The sequence below is a fragment of the Paenibacillus antri genome, from assembly GCF_005765165.1.
GTDB classification, from domain to species: Bacteria; Bacillota; Bacilli; order Paenibacillales; family YIM-B00363; genus Paenibacillus_AE; species Paenibacillus_AE antri.
On record NZ_VCIW01000009.1, the window covers coordinates 178,400 to 196,884 of the forward strand.

Below are 18,485 nucleotides of genomic sequence, written 5' to 3' on the forward strand. Positions count from 1 at the left end.
CGTCGTGGACACCCGGACGACGGATACGTTACAATATTTTCGGAGAAAGAAGGAGGGATATCCTTGGATCAACCATCGCCTAAGGTGAAATCGGCGGACCGGGTTCTTGATATATTCGAGCTGTATTCGGGAGATAAAGATTCTTATACGCTGACGGAAATCGCGAAGTCGTTGAACATGCCCGCCAGCAGCACGTACCAACTGCTTCAGAACATGCTGAGCCGAGGGTATCTCGAGTCGGACAGCACGGGCAAAAATTTCCGACTGGGCTACAAGCTCTTCGAAATTCGGGTGCAGCACCGGAAGAGCACCAGCTTGACGGCGGAATTTTTCCATATCGCGGGGAAGATGGCGGAACAGCTGAAAGAAGTCATTCTACTGGGCGTGCGCAGCGAAGACAAGGTCGTCTATATCGCGGAGAAGCAAATCGCGCAGCCGTTCCGCTTTTCCACAAGCCTCGGTTCGGTGCTGCCTCTTCACGCGTCCGCTTCCGGGAAAATCTTGCTCTCCCGTCTGCCCGAAGAGGAGATCGACGCGCTGTATCCGAAGAAAAAATTAAAAACGTTTACAAGCAAAACGATTTCGACCGTCGACGCGCTGAAAGAGGAGCTCGCGAAGGTGCGCGAGGAACAGATCGCGTACAATTACGGCGAATCGGTGGAGGGCGTCCACTGCATGGGCGGGCCGATCTACGACATGGAGGGCAACGTGGTCGCTTCCGTCAGCGTGTCGATTCCCGCGATCCGGATTACGGACGAATTGTGGGAAAATACGCGGTTTTGGATCAAGAAGGCTTGTACGGAAATCAGCAATAAGGTATACCTGCAAAATTGAAAACAGGCCGTCCGCGGCTCGAAGCCTCCTGCGATGCAGGGGGCTTTTTCGATGCCATTTTTCATAAATAAAAAAAGTTTAAGTATACATGAAAAAATCGTTGACTATCGAGGGCGTCGAATATAGAATTTCCTTAACAACTGGAATAGAACGGAAAAACGGAATACGGGGAGTCGAGGGGGAAGCGGGATGGTCGACAATTTGCTGGCGGCGCTGCCTGAGGAACTGACCCGATTTACGCAGCTGCCGAACGCGGAGGGGCATAACGCGGTTTGGGATTTCGCGAAATCGCCCGATGGCCGGTTTTACGTAAGCGTGTGCGGGGAAAACGAGAAACCGCTTACAGCGCTGCTCTACGAGTATTACCCGAAGACGGGCGACATTCGGCTCATCTTCGACGTCGCCAAGGCGTGGATCGTCGACGCGCGGCAGATGCCGCCGAGCAAGATCCATACGAGCATCGATTTCCTGCCGGACGGCCGGCTGATTATGGCGACCCATAACACCGCGCCGGCCCCCGGGCATAAGCAGTGGATGTATGAGCAGTATTACGAGCATCCGTGGGAAGGGTATCCGGGTTCGATTCTGATGATCGTCGACCCGGATACGAACGAGGTGCAGGTCCGAGGCATTCCCGTGCCGAGAGAGAGCATCTACGGCGGCATGCTCGGGAACGACCCGCGGTATTATTATTTTCTCGGGTACATGCGAGGTCACTTCTACCGGCTGGACCTGGATACGAACGAAGTGAAGGATTACGGGAAGGTGTCCGAGTTTTCCTCCTGCCGGTTGGTGAAGGACCGCGAGGGGCGGTTGTACGGCAGCTCGTATACCGGCGGGGTGTGGCGGTACGATCCAGCGAGCGACCGCGTCGAGGATTTGAAGGTGCGATTCACGTCGCCGAACGGGACGAAGCATCGGAGGCAGTTCATCTTCGCCGTGCATTCCCCCAGGAACACCATCTTCATGGTGGACAATATGGACGGCGAGATGATCGAGCTCGATCCCGAGACGCTCGAAGCGACGAGGCACGGCCCGATTCATCTGCCTTCGCAGCGGCCGGTCAACCCGTACGGCGTCGGCGGCCTCGCGGCGGACGACGACTTCGTGTTGTATTACGGCCTGAAGACGTACGACGGCTACAGCCCGATCCGGCTCGTCCGCTGGGATATCTTGAACGGCGGGACTCCCGAAAATCTCGGACTCGTCGCGCCTTCGGGCAAGGACTCTCAGTATTTGTGCGAGATGATCTTCGACGGCGACGGGCGGCTGCACATGGTGGACGTCTGCGGCGAATTTTCGCCGTATATTTTGGCCGTCGACGCGAAGCGGCTGCAGCCGCCGGGACCGGACGCGCCGAACGCCGCGCTGCGGCCGTACAGCGAGCCCGACTATAACGGCGTAGGCGCGCCGGCGTATATGCATATTGTCGCGAACGACGCCCGTACGATTCCGCTGCATCAGCATTTGGATTGGGCGGACACGGCGGTGCTCCATATGCGGAGCGCGCGCGGCCGGCTGTACGCGGTAAGCGGCACGCAGCGTACGCTGCTGCTCGAGCTCGAGCGGGACGACGTCCGGCCGGCGAAGGCGACGGTCGTGAACGAACGGGCGGCCGCAGTCTCTTGCATCGATCGGGTGGACGGCGGGATCGCGGCGCTGACCGCGGACGGCGACGTCGCGTCGATCGACCTCGCCGACGGCGCGGTCCGCACGGTCGCGGCGCCGGTTCCGGGCGGCGCGCCGTTAGCGGCGCTGCACTGCGACCTCGGAGGAGGCGTCCTGGTCGCGGGCGACCGCGAGGGGGCGCTCTATACGCTCGATTGCGCGACCGGGGCATGCGCGCCGCTGCGGAACGCGCCCGCCGCCGCCAAGGACGGTTGCGTACTGAAGCTCGACGACCGCAGGCTGCTGTTTTCCGGCAACAACGACGAGCTTCTGGTGTACGACATGTCGGAGGGGCGCAGCGAGACGTTAGCCGTACGGGCGCCCTCCATTCGGGGCAGGGCGTTCCTGGCGACGATGACCGGGGGCGCGCAGCTGGCGGACGGCACGGTCGTCGCGGGCACGTACGACGGCATGCTGTTTACCTTGTCGCCGGATTTGCGGCGCAAGACGACATACGGCCGGCTGTACTCGAGCGGGGAGCTTCGACAGTTCGTCCGGCTCGACGGCGAGACGATCGCCGGCGTCTATGGCGGCCCGAACGATGCCGGTCATGTGTTCCGCTACTCCCGGGACGAGGGCTTCGTCGATCTGGGCCGGCCTCGGGTGATCAAAGATAACCCCGAGCTGAGGGACGTCGACACCGAATGGGCCAATATCCATTACATCTCTTGTTTGGTCTACGACGCGGAGGACGATGCGCTCTGGGTCGCTTCGGGCGAGGAGTACGGCTGCATCGTGCGTTATCAAGGCCCGTCCGTCCCGGGCGAACCGTCATGATCCGGATTCAAGGTCACCGAGGCTTGCCGGCGGCGTTTCCCGAAAATACGATGCTGTCTCTGCGGGAAGCCGTTCGCGAAGGGGCCGACGGCATCGAGATGGACGTGCGGCGCACGGCCGACGGGATGTACGTCTTGATGCACGACGAAACCGTGGACCGGACGACGAACGGCTCGGGAGCCGTGGACCGGCTGCGATTCGAGCAGGAGGTTCGACACTTGGACGCCGGCGCTTGGATGGGAGACGCGTTCGCCGGGCGGGAAGATGCCAAGGTGCCGGCGCTGATCGACGCGCTCGACGAATTCGGGGACGCGGGGGTCGAACTGATCCTCCACATCAAGTGCCCCGCGGGCGACGCCCTTCCCGCCCTGGAGCTCGTGAAGGCGCGAGGGCTGATTCGGCGGACGACGTTCTTCGGCAAGCTCGAGGCGATCAACGCCGTCAAAGCGGCGGAGCGGGACGCGCGCACGCAGAACGACGGCGCGCCGGGACCGGAGACATACGAAGCGGTGCTGCAGAATGCTGTTCTTCACGGGCACGACGCGGTCAGCGTGAGCCCTGCCGTCACGGCGGAGATGGCGGCCCGCATCAAGTCGTTCGGGAAGGCGGTCCATTGCTCGTTCCTTACGGACGATTACGAGGAGCGGACGAAGCGGCTTGCCGAACTAGGCGTCGATGCGGTGTTAGGGAACGATGTGTCGCGCATGAAGCGAGCGGTCCGGCAAGCGGGCCGGGACGAACGGAGGTGAGCGAATGCCGAACGCAACGGGGTATCGGGCCGTGGAAGAGACGTACGACGTCGTCGTCTGCGGCGGGGGGCTCGCGGGGTTTTGCGCCGCCGTGGCGGCGGCCCGGCACGGGGCGCGCGTCTGCTTGGTGCAGGATCGCCCGGTGTTCGGGGGGAACAGCTCTTCGGAAATTCGCGTCCCGCCGCAGGGCGCGGCGAGCTTCCACGCGTACGCGAGAGAGACGGGAATCGTCCACGAGCTGCTGACGGAGGAGCGCGCGAGGAACCACGAGGAGGCGACGTTCGACAACGGGTGGATCAACAGCGTATGGGATATGGTGCTGTACGATACGGCGATGAAGACGCCGAACTTAACGTTCCGGCTGAACACCTCCGTGACGGGGGTGGCGATGAAGGACGAACGGACCCTCGAAGCCGTCGTCTGCCGCGTCCAGCATGCCGAGACGGAGCTGACGCTTCGCGGAGGCGTCTTCATCGATTGCACCGGCGACGGGCTGGTCGCCGCCTTCGCCGGCTGCGAATGGCGTCTCGGCACGGAGGGGCGGGACGAATTCGGCGAGCCGCATGCGCCGGAGCGGGCGAGCGACGCCGTCATGGGGAACTCGATCCATTTCAAGGCGAAGGATACGGGGCGTCCCGTTCCGTTCGCCGCTCCGGATTGGGCCGTCTCCTACGACGACCCGGACTTCTTCTACAAGCAAGGCCGATGGCCGGGCGAAATCCGCAGCGGGTATTGGTGGATCGAGCTGTCCGTGCCTTGGCATACGATCTACGACAACGAGACGCTGCGCCACGAGCTGACGCGGCATGTGCTCGGCGTCTGGGACTGGATCAAAAACAAGGACCCGGAGCTTTCCGTCGCGGCGGCGAATTACGCGCTGGATTGGATCGGGCAAGTGCCGGGGAAGCGGGAGAGCCGCCGGATCGTCGGGGAGTACTTCATGACGGAGCACGATCCGCTCGAGAAGACGGCGTTCCCCGACGAAGTGGCGTACGGCGGATGGTTCGTGGATTTGCACGAGCCCGGGGGACTGCTCGCGCCTTTCAGCGAGCGGGCCGCCGCCGAAGGGCATGCCGGCGCGTACGCCGCGAAGAGCTACGTCGGCCCGTACGGGATCCCGCTGCGCATCATGATCGCTCGCGGCATGAACAATCTGATGATGGCCGGACGCAACGTCAGCGTGACGCACGCCGCGCTCGGCACGGTGCGCGTCATGGGCACGACCGCCTCGATGGGGCAGGCGGCGGGTACGGCGGCCGCCTACGCGGTCCGCGCCGGCATGCCGGTCCGGGACGTCCCCGCGCGCGGGATCCGGGACGTGCAGCAGGCGCTGCTCCGGGACGGCTGCTTCCTGCTGCACGCAAGGAACGAGGACGATCGCGATCTGGCCCTCCGCGCGTCGGTCGAAGCGAGCAGCGAGGCGGGGCTGTCCTGCACGGCGGGCGTGCGGCGGGAGGCGAACGGGTCGGACGCGCTGACGGCGCGGCGCGGGCAGTGGATCGCGGTCGGCGAGGATCGGATCGACGCGCTGTCCGTATGCGTGAGCAACGGATCCGAGACGCCGCAGCCGGTCGCGGCGCGGTTATACGCGGTCGAGCATCTGTGGGATTATCGCGTCGAGCCGGGGCCGCCGCTCGCGGAAGCCGTCCTTACGGTGCCGGCGGGAGAGGAGCAATGGATCGAATGGCCGGTCGGGCTTCGTACCGCGGCGCTTCGGGGCGCTTACGTCCGGCTCGATCTGCTCGAGAACCCGCAGGTGCGCTGGCATGCCGCGGAGCGCGTCGAGCCCGGGCACGTCAGCGCGTACGACCTTGGGACGGGACAGATGCGAAGATACGGAGGCGGCGTCGCGATGAGCTTCCGCGTCGCGCCCGCGCAGCATTGCTTCGGCGCGGCGCAAGTCGTCAGCGGCGTGACGCGGCCGTACCGGTATACGAACCTATGGCGTTCCGACCCGAACGAGGCGCTGCCGCAGCGGTTGACGTTGTCTTGGCCCGAGCCGGTACGCATCGGACGCGTCGAGCTGACGTTCCCCGGTCAGCTGCTGCGCGATTACCGTTCTTATCCGGCGCTGTACCGGGATCCGCAATGTCCGAAGGATCTCGTCGTCGAGGCGTACGCCGGCGGACGGTGGACGGAAGTCGGCGCGATCGAGGGCAACTACGGCCGGCAGGCGGCCGTCGTTCCGCCGCATCCCGTCGTCGCCGACCGGCTGCGCGTGACGGTGACCGCCACGAACGGCGACGCGTCCGCGGCGATCTACGAAATTCGTTGTTACGCCGAGGACGACCGGCGGATCGGAACGCCGGCGACGGAACAAGGAGGAGGGGATCGCTACGATGCTGCAACATAAAGTCATATGGATCACCGGCGCCCTCGGCATGCTGGGACGGAGCGCGATTCGGATGTTTCTGGAGCGCGGGGCGGTCGTGATCGCCGTCGATCGCCGCCCCCTCGAAGATGTCCCCGACGTCGAACGACTGGCGGCGTCGTACGGCGAGGACCGGTTCGCGTTCCTCCGCGCCGATGCGTGCGACGAAGGCGACGTCGTCTCGGCGGTCGCCGAGATCGAACGCCGGTACGGGCGGTTGGACGGCACGTATCACAACGTGTACGCCAACGTCTGGAAGCCGGCGCTGGAGCTGTCCTTGACCGAATGGGAGGACTCCGTCCGCGGAACATTGACGAGCGCGTTCCTCGTGTGCAAGCATGCCCTGCCGCTCATGATTCGTTCCGGCGGCGGCTCGATCGTCAACACCTCCTCGATTTTGGGGCAGGTCGTCTCGCCGGGCTGCCTCGCCTACGGGGCGGCGAAAGCCGGCCTCAACCAGTTGACCCGCGTGCTGGCCGCGGATTACGCCGCCTCCGGCATACGGGCCAACGTACTGGTTCCCGGCGATTTCCGATCCGGGGAGGCGCTCGCGCGTCAGTCGGACGCGGAACGGCAAGCGATGCGCGAGCGCGCTTGGCTCGGGCGGAGCGGCAGCGCGGACGAAATTAACGAGCTCGCCGCCTTCCTGCTCTCGGACGCTTCTTCGTACGTAACCGGCACTTTATTTACCGCGGACGGAGGCTTTCACTTATGACATCGCTGTGGATGTACGAGCGCACGCGCGAAGAGATTTCCGAGTTCGCCCGCGCCGGCGGCGCCGCCGTCGTGCCGCTGGCCGCGACGGAACAGCACGGCCCGCACCTGCCGGTCTATACCGATACGATCATCTGTGAGCATATCGCGCGGGAGGCGGGCGAGCGCGCGGCCGAACAAGTGCCGCTCCTGATCGCTCCGGTGCTCCCGATCGGCTGCTCGCAGCATCACCTCGCGTTCGGCGGCACGCTGTCCTTCGCCTCGGAGACGTACTTGCGGATGCTGCGGGATCTCGGGGAAAGCCTCGTCGCGGACGGCTTTCGCAGGATCATCTTCCTGAACGGGCACGGGGGCAACGATCCGATCATGCACCAGACGGCGAGCGACCTCGCCGTGCGGCATCCGATCTGGACCGCCTCCGCCTCGTACTGGAGCGTCGCCGGGGAAGCGCTGCGTTCGATCGGGGCGAGCCGAGTCGGCATGGTGCCCGGCCATGCGGGCGGCTTCGAGACGGCGGCGATGCTGGCGCTGCGTCCGGAGCTCGTGCGGCGGGACCGCATCCCGGCCGAACACGTCCATAGGCCATGGATCAACAGCGGACCGCCGGGCGCCTTCATCGGCAGGCATCTGGAGCTGACGGGGGTCGACGGGTACACGGACGCCGCCTCCCAAGCGACGCCGGAGCTGGGGGAGCTGTATCTCGAGACGATCGTATCGAGCGTGGCGGCTTGGTTGGTGCGTACGTTGCAAGCGATGGAGGAAGGAGAGCGGAGCCGATGACCTCCTTGGCGAGCGGAAGCGGTCGGAAGAAGGTGGCCGCCGTCGTAACGGAGTACCGCTTCAATTCCCATGCGGACGTCATTCTGGGACGGCTGCTCGGCGACTTCGATTACCGGCCCGAGGTGGACGTCGTCGCGATCTATACGGATCAGGTGCCGGAGAGCGACATGAGCCGGGAGAGGGCCGGTCGGCTCGGCATTCCGATCTACCCGACGATCCGGGACGCCGTGCGCGCCGAGCGAAGCGGCGGACCCGTCGACGGGGTCGTCATCGTCGGAGAACACGGCAGCTATCCGTCGACCGCCAAAGGGCAGACGATGTACCCGAGACGGCGCATGCTGGAGGAGACGCTGCTCGCGCTGGACGAACTCGGACGCCGCGTACCGATCTTTTCCGACAAGCACTTCTCCTACGACGTCCAAGAAGCGAAGTGGATGTACGATCAGCTGAAGCGGCGCGGGATTCCGTTCATGGGCGGCTCCTCCATCCCGCATACCGACCATCTTCCCTCTTATGACCCGGCGATGCTTCGAACGCTCAAGGAAATCGTCGTCATCAGCCATTCCACGTTAGTGGAAGCGTACGGGTTCCACGCCCTCGAAGTGCTGCAGTCCGTCGCCGAACGGAGGCGGGGCGGCGAAACCGGGGTCGCCTCGGTAACCGCGACGCAAGGCCATGAGGTATGGGCGGCTATGGATCGCAAGGAGTGGCCGGAGGCGTTGATGCTGCGGGCGCTAGAGACGTATCCGGGCTTGCCGGCCGGCCGACATCCTAGAGAACTGGAGCCGAACCCGATCTTGATGACGATCGAATACGCGGACGGCACGAGAGGGTACGTCGTTCAGTTCGGAAGCTTGATCGAGCAGTGGGCGTACGCCTTCCGCAACGAAGAAGGAGGAGTCGCCGCGGCGCTGTGCAATAGCGACCTGGATCGGCCGTTCGGCCACTTCGAACGGTTGACCCGTCTCATCGAAGGGTTGATCGTTACGGGCCGGCCGCCTTTTCCCATGGAACGAACGCTGCTGACTACCGCCTTGACGTGCGCGGTCGTCGACAGCTTCCACGACGGCAAGACCGTCGCGACGCCGGAGCTCCGGATCGCGTACGGCGAGTAACGCGCCTTAAGGCGCGAGAGGAGGGTCGCGGAATGAGCAAGGCGAGGGTGGCGCTGATCGGCGCCGGATTGCGGGGGCAAGGGTATACGGAATATGCGTTGAAACACCCGGAAGAGATGCAGGTCGTCGCCGTGGCGGATCCGAACGCGAACCGTCGGGAGAAGATGAGGCTGGATCATGGCATCGACGCGGCGATGTGCTTCGCCGATTGGCGGGAGCTGCTGTCGCGGCCGAAGCTGGCGGACGCCGTCTTCGTGTGCACGCAAGACAAGATGCATTACGAACCGACGATGCGTTCTCTCGAGGCGGGATACCACGTGCTGTTGGAGAAGCCGATGTCGCCGGATCCCGTCGAATGCATCGCGATGGGGGAGAAGGCGAAGGAGCTGGGGCTCGTCTTTTCGATCTGCCACGTGCTTCGCTATACGCCGTTCTTCGGCACGATCAAGCGCTTGATCGACGAAGGGCGGATCGGGCGCCTTCTAGCGATTCAGCATAACGAAAACGTGGGCTACTGGCACCAAGCGCACAGCTTCGTCCGCGGCAACTGGCGGAACTCGGCCGAGTCGAGTCCGATGATTCTCGCCAAGTCGTGTCACGACATGGACATCTTGTTATGGCTCGCCGGGGCGGATTGCGTCAGCGTCGCTTCCGCCGGCTCGCTCTCGCATTTCAAGGCGGAGAACGCGCCCGAAGGCGCTCCCGAGAGATGCACCGACGGCTGCCCGGCGTCCGAGACGTGTCTGTATTACGCTCCCAAGGTGTACTTGACGGAGGACCCCGGGTGGCTCGGCGCGGCGATCAGCGACGACCCGAGCTACGAGGCGCGACTCCGGGCGCTGCAGGAAGGACCTTACGGACGCTGCGTGTACCGCTGCGACAACGACGTCGTCGACCACCAAGCGGTCAACCTCGAGTTCGCCAACGAAGTGACCGCCGCCTTCACGATGACCGCGTTCACGAATGACGTGTCCCGAACGATCAAGTTGATGGGGACCGAAGGCGAAATCCGCGCTTCGATGGAGAACGACGACATCGAGCTGATCCGATTCGGCGCGGGCGCGCGCGAGCGCATCCCCTTGGACGGGGCCGGCGCGGAAGGAGGACACGGCGGAGGCGACGGGGGCATCGTTCGCGATTTCGTCCGGTTGGTGCGGGAGGGCGGCAAGGGCAAAGGGCTGACCGCGGCGGAGCATTCGGTCCAGAGCCATCTGATGGCGTTCGCCGCGGAGCGGTCGCGCATCCATAAGGAAGTCGTGTCGCTGGCGGCGTTCCGAGATCGGTATCATCGGGAATACGCGCGTCGGACGTAACGCTCGTCCGGACCGAGGCCGGATCGGGAGAAGGGGGAATCCGAATGGGATCGGGATTCGACGTTAGCCGGAGGATGTACGAGGAATCCAAGCAAGTGTTGGCCGCGGGCGTCGCGAGCAATTTACGATTGGCGATGAAGCCGGTGCCGATCTTCGCCGAGCGCGCGCAGGGCTCCAAGTTGTTCGACGTCGACGGGAACGCGTATATCGACTACATCTTGGCTTACGGCCCGCAAATTCTAGGGCATGCGCATCCCCGGTTCGTCGAGGCGGTTCGGCGCCAAGCGGAACGGGGGCAAGCGTTCGGTACGCAGCATCGCGGCGAGATCGAATTGGCCCGGAAAATCGTGCAGCATGTACCGAGCGCCGAGTTGGTCAGCTTCTGCAGCACGGGCTCCGAGGCGGTGCACGTCGCGCTGCGGCTGTCGCGCGCCTTCACGGGGCGAAAGAAGATCGTCAAATTCGAAGGCCAGTACCACGGCTGGTTCGATAATGTCTTTACGTCTCCGGCGACCGGCGGGGACGGCGCCGTTCCCGGCACGGCCGGGCAGGACCCGCTCGCGCTGTCCGAGCTCGTGCCGCTCCCGTGGAACGACGTCGAAGCGCTGGAGGCGTGCTTCCGGCGATACGGCGAACAGCTCGCCGCCGTCGTCACGGAGCCGATCATGTGCAACTCGGGCTGCTTGCCCCCCTTGCCGGGATACCTGGAGCGGCTGCGGGAGCTTACGGCGGCCCACGGGACCGTGTTGATTTTCGACGAGGTGATCACCGGCTTCCGGCTCGGCCTAGGGGGCGCCCAAGCGGCGCTCGGCGTAACGCCGGACTTGACGACGCTCGGCAAAGCCGTCGCCGGCGGGATGCCGCTCAGCGCGGTAGCCGGCAGAAGCGACATTATGGAGCTGATCGCGGACAACCGAGTGACCCACATGGGGACGTTAAACGGAAATCCGCTCTGTACGGCGGCCGCCGTCGCTACGATCGAAGCGCTGGAGGAGGACGGCGGAGCGGCGTATCGCCGGATGGAGTCGCTGACGGTCCGACTGACGGACGCCCTCGAAGAGATCGCGTCCCGCGAAGGTCTTCCGTTCATCGTGAATCGCTGCGGACCGGTGTTCCACACGATGTTCGCCGAGGAGCGGCCGGTGGAGCGGTACGAGCAATTCGTCCGCCGGGACGCCGCACGGTTCGCCGCGCTGGCCGAACGGCTGCTCCGGGAAGGCGTCATGGTCCGGCCGAGCGGGCTGTGGTATTTGTCCGCGGCGCACGCGGAGGCGGATGTGGACGATACGGCGCATCGGTTCGAAAGAAGCGTCAGAAAGCTGAAAGAGGCGGGGGGAAATCCATGAACATCGCCGTCGGCGGCTTGTTTCACGAAACGAATACGTTCGTCGCCTTGCGAACGGAGCTTCCGCAGTTCCAACGCTGCGCGCTGCTGAGAGGCGGGGACATCGTCGATCGCTACCGAGGAACGGAGGGGACGTGGGGCGGGATCATCGACCGAGCGGAAGCGTTGGGCGTCCGGTTGTCCCCTGCGTTGTATGCGGAGGCGGTTCCCGGCGGGGTGGTGGAGCACGCGTCGTTCCTGCAGCTCGCGGAGGAATTGGTGGCTTCGTTGGATGCCGGCGCGGACGGCATTCTGCTCGTGCTGCACGGCGCCATGGTCACGTCGGAGGAGCAGGACGCGGAGGGCTGGCTGCTGCGGCGATGCCGGGAGAGGTTCGGCCCCGACGTGCCGATCGTCTGCACGATCGATCTTCACGCCAACGTCAGCCCCGAGATGGTTACCTTGTCGCATTGTCTCGTCGGATACGACACGTATCCGCACACCGATTATTACCCCAGGGCCGTGGAAGCGGTAGACATCCTTCATGGCATACTCCTCGGCGACCTCTCGCCGACCTCTTCCCTCTACAAGCCTTCCGCTATGCCGGCGGTACAATCCATGCTGACGGACGCCCCGCCTATGAACACGCTCATCGACCTTGCGCACCGGATCGAGAAGGAACCGGGCGTCGTCAACGTGACGATCACCGGCGGCTTCCCTTACGCCGACGTCTATTGGGCGGGCATGGGATTTATCGTGACGACGAACGGGGACCCGGCAGGCGCGAAACGTCGGGCCCGGGACATCGGGCGCGCCTTCGAAGCCATGGAGCGGCAGTTCGCCGTTACGCTGCCTTCCCCGGACGAGGGGGTCGTCCTCGCGAAAGCGTCGAACGTCTATCCCGTCGTGTTGGTCGATTCCAGCGATAACGTGGGGGGCGGCTCTTCCGGCGACGGGACGGACGTGCTTGCGGCCATCCTGAGGCATGGATTGAAGCCCTCCGTCGTCATGCTCGCCGACCCCGAAGCGGTGCTTGCGGCGATCGAGGCGGGCATCGGCGGCCTGCTTTCGACGAAGGTCGGCGGGAAGACGGACCGCCTTCACGGGGACAGCGTCGCCATTCGGGGGACCGTCGCCCGGCTCAGCGACGGTCATTACCGCAGCGAGCGGACAGGCGAACCGAAATATATGGGTCTTACGGCCGTCGTCGATTGCGACGGCGTCTACATCGTCTTAACGACGGAGCGCGTTCCGGCGTTCGACCTGGCGGCGATCGAAAGCGTAGGACTGCACTTGAAACATATGCGGTATATCGCCGTCAAAGGCGCCGTGCAATGGAAGTCGTCTTACGGCAGAATCGCCCGAGCCTCCGTCGAGGTGGACGCGGCCGGGGTCACCTCCGCGAGCTTCCGCAGGTTCCGCTACGCTCGATTGCGCAGCGGCATGTTCCCGATCGAACGATAACGGCATGCGGTCTACGGCGCATGCCCTCTCCGGGGAAAGAGGGATGGACATGAAGCGCAGGAAAGAAGTATCGCTTAAGGACATCGCCGCGAAGATGGGGCTGACCGTCCATACGGTTTCCAAAGCGCTCCGAGGCCGGCACGGCATGTCGGAGGAAACTCGGCGGCAAGTGTTTCGCACCGCAAGGGAGATGGGCTACCGAACGAAAGCGCAAGAGCTGTCGTTGGCCATAGGCGGCGTCGCGCGATACGGCGGGAAGCAGCATCGTTTCGTGTTGGCGACGGAGAGAGACGGCGGGATCGTAGACGTTCTCGGCGAAGGCATCCGCGAACGGCTGGCCGAGCTCGGGCACCGGTTGGATCGAATCGCGTGCCCCGTTCGGGCGAAGACGCCTTCGGCGCTGCGGGAGTGGGTCGAGCGGAGCGGCATTCCTTACGCATCCGGCATCTTCATCGCTCCGCTGCTATCTCCGGCGTTGGAGAAGGCGCTGCTGGAGCTGCCCTCCCCGAAGATTCTGCTGAATTATCCGAAGGCCGGCGTCGAGGCGGACAGCGTCGTCTGGGATGTATACGACGCGATGGCTCGCTGCGTCGACGTTCTCGCGGAAGCGGGGCATACCCGGATCGTATACGCAGGTCATACCGAGGGGCATCGGGGGTTCCGCTTGCGGTGGCAAGCGTTCAAGGAAGCGCTGGCGGACAACGGCATTCGGCTCGATCCGCGGGAATGCTTGCTGGAGCCGGCGCCGACGCTGGAGCGATGGATTCGGGCGTTCGCCGAGAAGCGGGAGCGCCTGCGGCCGACCGCGGTCATATGCGCCGTCGAGTATTTGCTGCCGTGGGTCGCGGCGGCGTGCGAAGCGCTGCGCATCGCCGTTCCGGACGAGGTGTCCGTCGTCAGTCTGGAGACGTCGGAAAGCGCCGCGTTCCCGAACATTACCTGCCCTGCGCTCCCGGTGCGAGACACCGGGGCGAGGGCGGCGGACCGTATGCTGTGGCGGATCGCGAATCCGCATTTGCCTTACGAGCATTCGCGGTTGATGTGCCGATGGCGCGAAGGCGACACCGTCCGGAAAGTTATCATGAATAAAATGACAAAATGAAACAAAAGTGGAACTAGATGGGCACTATTGGTGGTTGTATGCTTATGGTATAACGACGCATCTTTGGGTCGCAGGAGGCAGTTGCGGGGAAGGGGCAGTCGGACGGACGGTTCGAATTTTCCGGACGGGGACGGCTCGACGGCATGGGAGCATTGTAGGATGCAAGCGCTTCCATATTTGAGTTCAGGGAAAGGGGGGATCGCGGCAATCGAATCGCCGATGTGGAGTCGAAAGGTAACGCAGGAACCCAATCGATCGAAGAAGGAGTGAATTTCTTATGTTGAAACGACGTCTTCTGATTTTCGCCTGCATCTTCGGCATTGCGATCGCCGCCGTCTCGCCGGCGGCGGCGAACAAGGCGGCGGCGACGGAAGGGAATGCGTCCTTGCCGCAGACGATAACGCGTCTGCAGCAGCTGGCGGAGACGACGAGCCGCCCGCAGCTGAAGTCATTTATCGAAGACGCGCTGGCGGATAGCGGCGCCGCGGACGCCGAGCGCAAGTTGGCGTACGCCTTGAAGGTAGCGACCGATGTCGAGGGGAGCGAGCTGTGGACGAATTCGCCGTTCGTCGTGTACGAGGTGCCGGCGCTCAGCCCGGAGAAGCGGCTGCCGGATTCGCTGCCGTCGGACGGCGCCGTCAGCGATTCGCTGAGAGTCGTCTCCGCGCAAGACGAATACGAGGCGTCCTCTTTCGTCCTCGCCCCGCTGCGCGACGCGAGCTCGGTCTCGTTCCATGTAGGCGACTTGCAAGGGGAAGGCGGCACGATCCCGGCATCCGCCGTCGACATGCACGTCGTCAAGACCTGGTACCAAGGCGGGACGGCGTGGCAAAGCTACTTCTACGACGCGACCAAAGACGTCCTGACGCCCGAGCTGCTGCTGCATGACGAAAGCTTGATCCTGGTGGACCATGCGCAGAAGAAGAACTTCCTCCGCGTCGATTACCCGACCGGCTCCCAATACGTGGACGTCTTCACGAAGCCGGCCAAGAAGTTCGATCACCTGGCGGAACCCGTCGCGGACAGTCCGACGCTGCTGCCGATCGCGCTGAAGCAGGGCGAATCGAAGCAGATGTGGGTGACGACGAAGGTGCCCGCCGGGACGCCGGAAGGGATTTATACCGGCACGATCGGCATTACGGCGGACGGCGTTCCCGCAGGGGAGCTCGAGCTGAAAATCAGGGTGCTGCCGTTCGAGCTGCCGGACCCGAAGACGTACTATAACTTGGACAAAGATTTCTACGTCATGCTGTACCACGAGAGCCGCGTCAAGGAATATATGGATGCGAGCGGCGGGAATAGCGCGCTGGTCGACGAGAAGCTGCTGAACACGTATCGCAACATGGCCGAACACAATGCCGTCAACATTCCGGGCCCGATCTATCGAACTTCGGAACCGCAGCATTTCATCCGTCAGATCGAATTGATGCGGCAAGCCGGACTCGATCTGGATCCGCTCTTCGGCGTTGCGCCGGCGTTCGCGCCTTACCACTTCTTCAACGAATACAACAGCTATGTCGCCGCCAAGGCGGCTTACGAGGCGAACCCGACGGAAACGAATCGACTGAAGATGGAGCAGCACTACAACAACTGGCGCACGGGGATCGAAACCCACAAAACGGAACTCGCCGGAATTTACGATGCCGTGACGGACATCGTCGGCCACTCGAATTTGTACTTCGACGGTTGGGACGAGGCGGGCTGGAGCTTGCTTCAATGGCAGCAGGAAATGTGGAAATACGCGAAGGAAGAACTCGGCGTGAACCTGTTCGCGACGGGGCATGACTCGCATCTCGACCTGGAAGTCAAGCAGGACTTCCTCAACTGGGTCGGAGACCCGACGCGGGAGAAGGCGGCCGCTTGGCACGCGTTCGGCGAAGAGAAGCGCATCACGAACTACGCGTATCCGCATACCGGGCCGGAAAATCCGGATTTGATGCGCCAACGCCACGGCATGTGGCTCTATAAAGCAAATTACGACGCTACCTACAACTACATTTATTACGAGAACTTCCTCAACACGTGGAACGACGAAATCGACGGCACGTTCCGCGCCCTGAACTTGGTATACCCGACGAAGACGGACATTATCGACACGCTCGCATGGGAAGGGTTCCGCGAAGGCATCGACGATATCCGCTATGCGACGAAGCTGAAGCAGCTGGCCGCGGAAGCGGCGGCTTCGGGCGATCCGGAGCGCGCCGCCGCCGCGAACAAGGCGCTGACATGGCTGGAGGCGACCGACGAACGATCGACGAACGCAGATCTGATTCGACTGGAAATGATTCATCATATTACGAAGCTGATCGACTTGGCCGACGCGGAATAAGGGGGGATATCCATGTTGAAAACAACGAAACGCTTTGCGGCGCTGCTGATGTCGTCCGTCCTGTTCGCCTCGAGCGTGCCGGCGGCGTCCGCGGCCGACGCCGGCAAGCTGACGTACGAAGTGACGTATTCGGCCGAAGATTTGTCTACGCCGATGGACTGGTACAACAGCGATTACTTCGACAACCCGGAGTACAAGGAAAATCGGTTCGTGCAATATTGGGTGGAAACGCCGATCGCTCCGGGAGGCCCCCGCGACACTGGCTTCTACATCGTCTATAACGAGGAAGGAATGAATATATTCTTCCAGTCGAACGAGCAGGAGCGGGAAGCGAACGGGGTATTGAAGAACAGCTCCCTCGAAATTTTCCTTCAGACCGGGCATGGCGATCTTCCCTACCATCAGATGATTATACCGACGAACGGCGGACCGGTCGATTATTTCGAATGGCAGACGGAATACCGAAATAACCGTCCGTTGAAGGGCAACGTCACGGTCGTGAACGAGGAAATTCCGACGGGCTGGGGCACCGTGGTGCGGATCCCGTGGGAGACGTACTATGAACACGTCCCGTTGAACGGCGAGGATTGGGAATTCGCGATGATCCGCTGGTCGCCGTCCCATTCGCCGACATGGGGAGGACGGGTGCATCAGGCGGGCCGGTTCAACGTGCTCGACATCCAGGCGCCGACGGCGGAACAGCGGACGAACATCCAGAAGAACGTGATCCGGAAAGCGTGGGCGAAATTTAACGAAACGTCCGCGACGCTGCGCGCGACGTGGCTGAACGGAGACGCGGACGACGAGCGCTTCTTCAATCGGTATTTGCAGCCGCTGATCGCGGAGGGCGAAGCGAAGGGGGCGGAAATTTCGAATTTGGACGCGATGAGCGCGGCCGAGGTCGATGCGATGTACGCTCACGTCGACGAGTGGTTCGAGCTTCGGTACGACGCCGAGGACGCGCGGACGGCAGATTTGAAGAATCGATTTTTTGCCGAAAACGAAGCCCCGACGGTCGCCGACGTTACCTACTCGACCCTGAAAAACACGCCGGCCGCCGGCACGATCGTCGGAACGGATCCGGACGGCGGCGCGCTGACGTTCGCGCTCGGGACGGCGCCGCTCCACGGGACGGCGACCGTGACGGAAGGCGGCGACTGGACGTACGCGCCGAACGAAGATTACGTCGGAACGGACGCGTTCACGGTCGTCGCGACCGATGCTTCCGGCGAAACGGCGACGGCGACGGTGTCCGTGACGGTTCTCCGCGGTCCGGAAACGACGGCGTCGATCTCGCCCGGCGAGCCGAACGGCGGCGGCGGATGGTATACGTCGGACGTGACGGTCGCGCTGGCGACGACCGCCGACGATGCCGTCGGCGCGAACCGGACGGAATATCGGATCGACGGCGGCGACTGGACCGTCTATGTCGAGCCGATCGTCCTGACGGAGGACGGCGCGCACGTCGTCGAATATCGCGGCGTCGATAACGCCGGTCATGTGGAAGCGACGCGAACCGCGACGATCGCCATCGACAAGAGCGCGCCGGAAGCGGCGGTCGTACTCGACGTCGCCGTGCTTTGGCCGCCGAACCATAAGCTGATGCCGATCCAGGCGACGGTGACGTCCGGCGACGGCGAAGGCGGCTCGGGCGTCGCGTCCGTCCGGCTCGTCTCGATTGCGAGCAGCGAACCGGACGAAGGCACGGACGGCGAAGACGTGCCGGGCGACGTCGCGGACGCGGAATACGGAACGGAAGATACGAGCTTCTCGCTGCGGGCGGAGCGATCCGACGGCGGAAGCGGCCGCGTCTACACGATTACGTATGCGATCGCGGACGTCGCGGGGAACGTAACGACGGTCGAGGCGACCGTTACGGTCCCGCATAACCAATAAGCGTTTCACGATTCGCAGCATTCGGCTTGGAGGAAGCCGGATGCTGCGA

Annotated in this window: 13 protein-coding genes; all 13 read left to right on the forward strand. The window is 63.7% G+C overall.

Going from position 1 to position 18,485, the window contains the following annotated elements; genetic code table 11:
• Positions 1-63: 63 nt before the first annotated feature.
• The 13 genes from FE782_RS15385 (at position 64) to FE782_RS15440 (ending at position 18,436) form a co-directional block, all read left to right on the forward strand.
• Positions 64-834, forward strand: a complete 771-nt coding sequence (locus FE782_RS15385; RefSeq protein WP_238392504.1) for an IclR family transcriptional regulator — start codon at positions 64-66, stop codon at positions 832-834.
• Positions 835-1,023: 189 nt separating this feature from the next.
• On the forward strand, positions 1,024-3,279 hold the full coding sequence (locus tag FE782_RS32310; RefSeq protein ID WP_158299409.1) for a PQQ-binding-like beta-propeller repeat protein: 2,256 nt from the start codon (positions 1,024-1,026) through the stop codon (positions 3,277-3,279).
• Complete coding sequence (locus tag FE782_RS15390; RefSeq protein WP_158299410.1) at positions 3,276-4,028, forward strand: glycerophosphodiester phosphodiesterase; 753 nt, start codon at positions 3,276-3,278, stop codon at positions 4,026-4,028. Before FE782_RS32310 ends, FE782_RS15390 begins: the two co-directional genes overlap by 4 nt.
• A 4-nt stretch (positions 4,029-4,032) precedes the next feature.
• Entirely contained in the window at positions 4,033-6,381 is a 2,349-nt protein-coding gene (locus FE782_RS15395; RefSeq protein ID WP_138195103.1) for an FAD-dependent oxidoreductase, read from the forward strand.
• Positions 6,368-7,114, forward strand: coding sequence for an SDR family NAD(P)-dependent oxidoreductase (locus FE782_RS15400; protein WP_138195104.1), 747 nt, complete (start codon positions 6,368-6,370; stop codon positions 7,112-7,114). The genes FE782_RS15395 and FE782_RS15400 overlap by 14 nt, the downstream gene beginning before the upstream one ends.
• The gene (locus tag FE782_RS15405) at positions 7,111-7,893 is read left to right on the forward strand and encodes a creatininase family protein (RefSeq protein ID WP_138195105.1); all 783 of its coding nucleotides are present in this window, start codon (positions 7,111-7,113) and stop codon (positions 7,891-7,893) included. Before FE782_RS15400 ends, FE782_RS15405 begins: the two co-directional genes overlap by 4 nt.
• Positions 7,890-9,008, forward strand: a complete 1,119-nt coding sequence (locus FE782_RS15410; RefSeq protein WP_138195106.1) for a hypothetical protein — start codon at positions 7,890-7,892, stop codon at positions 9,006-9,008. Before FE782_RS15405 ends, FE782_RS15410 begins: the two co-directional genes overlap by 4 nt.
• 32 nt (positions 9,009-9,040) lie before the next feature.
• Positions 9,041-10,321 carry a Gfo/Idh/MocA family protein gene (locus FE782_RS15415; RefSeq protein WP_138195107.1) on the forward strand — a complete coding sequence of 427 codons (1,281 nt, stop codon included), beginning with the start codon at positions 9,041-9,043 and terminating at the stop codon, positions 10,319-10,321.
• A 44-nt stretch (positions 10,322-10,365) separates the two neighbouring features.
• Complete coding sequence (locus tag FE782_RS15420) at positions 10,366-11,667, forward strand: aspartate aminotransferase family protein (protein WP_138195108.1); 1,302 nt, start codon at positions 10,366-10,368, stop codon at positions 11,665-11,667.
• Positions 11,664-13,109, forward strand: coding sequence for a M81 family metallopeptidase (locus FE782_RS15425; RefSeq protein WP_138195109.1), 1,446 nt, complete (start codon positions 11,664-11,666; stop codon positions 13,107-13,109). The genes FE782_RS15420 and FE782_RS15425 overlap by 4 nt, the downstream gene beginning before the upstream one ends.
• A 49-nt stretch (positions 13,110-13,158) precedes the next feature.
• The gene (locus FE782_RS15430; RefSeq protein WP_158299411.1) at positions 13,159-14,211 is read left to right on the forward strand and encodes a LacI family DNA-binding transcriptional regulator; all 1,053 of its coding nucleotides are present in this window, start codon (positions 13,159-13,161) and stop codon (positions 14,209-14,211) included.
• Between the two features lie 277 nt (positions 14,212-14,488).
• A complete protein-coding gene (locus FE782_RS15435; RefSeq protein ID WP_138195111.1) occupies positions 14,489-16,540 on the forward strand; it encodes a hypothetical protein in 2,052 nt (683 codons plus the stop codon).
• A gap of 12 nt (positions 16,541-16,552) precedes the next feature.
• The gene (locus tag FE782_RS15440; RefSeq protein WP_138195112.1) at positions 16,553-18,436 is read left to right on the forward strand and encodes an Ig-like domain-containing protein; all 1,884 of its coding nucleotides are present in this window, start codon (positions 16,553-16,555) and stop codon (positions 18,434-18,436) included.
• The last annotated feature ends 49 nt before the right edge of the window (positions 18,437-18,485 follow it).

Bases quoted from the DNA above. Each gene is read 5' to 3' on its own strand.
- FE782_RS32310 (WP_158299409.1), top strand. From the start codon at position 1,024: ATGGTCGACAATTTGCTGGCGGCGCTGCCTGAGGAACTGACCCGATTT.
- FE782_RS15390 (WP_158299410.1), top strand. From the start codon at position 3,276: ATGATCCGGATTCAAGGTCACCGAGGCTTGCCGGCGGCGTTTCCCGAA.
- FE782_RS15395 (WP_138195103.1), top strand. From the start codon at position 4,033: ATGCCGAACGCAACGGGGTATCGGGCCGTGGAAGAGACGTACGACGTC.
- FE782_RS15400 (WP_138195104.1), top strand. From the start codon at position 6,368: ATGCTGCAACATAAAGTCATATGGATCACCGGCGCCCTCGGCATGCTG.
- FE782_RS15405 (WP_138195105.1), top strand. From the start codon at position 7,111: ATGACATCGCTGTGGATGTACGAGCGCACGCGCGAAGAGATTTCCGAG.
- FE782_RS15410 (WP_138195106.1), top strand. From the start codon at position 7,890: ATGACCTCCTTGGCGAGCGGAAGCGGTCGGAAGAAGGTGGCCGCCGTC.
- FE782_RS15415 (WP_138195107.1), top strand. From the start codon at position 9,041: ATGAGCAAGGCGAGGGTGGCGCTGATCGGCGCCGGATTGCGGGGGCAA.
- FE782_RS15420 (WP_138195108.1), top strand. From the start codon at position 10,366: ATGGGATCGGGATTCGACGTTAGCCGGAGGATGTACGAGGAATCCAAG.
- FE782_RS15425 (WP_138195109.1), top strand. From the start codon at position 11,664: ATGAACATCGCCGTCGGCGGCTTGTTTCACGAAACGAATACGTTCGTC.
- FE782_RS15430 (WP_158299411.1), top strand. From the start codon at position 13,159: ATGAAGCGCAGGAAAGAAGTATCGCTTAAGGACATCGCCGCGAAGATG.
- FE782_RS15435 (WP_138195111.1), top strand. From the start codon at position 14,489: ATGTTGAAACGACGTCTTCTGATTTTCGCCTGCATCTTCGGCATTGCG.
- FE782_RS15440 (WP_138195112.1), top strand. From the start codon at position 16,553: ATGTTGAAAACAACGAAACGCTTTGCGGCGCTGCTGATGTCGTCCGTC.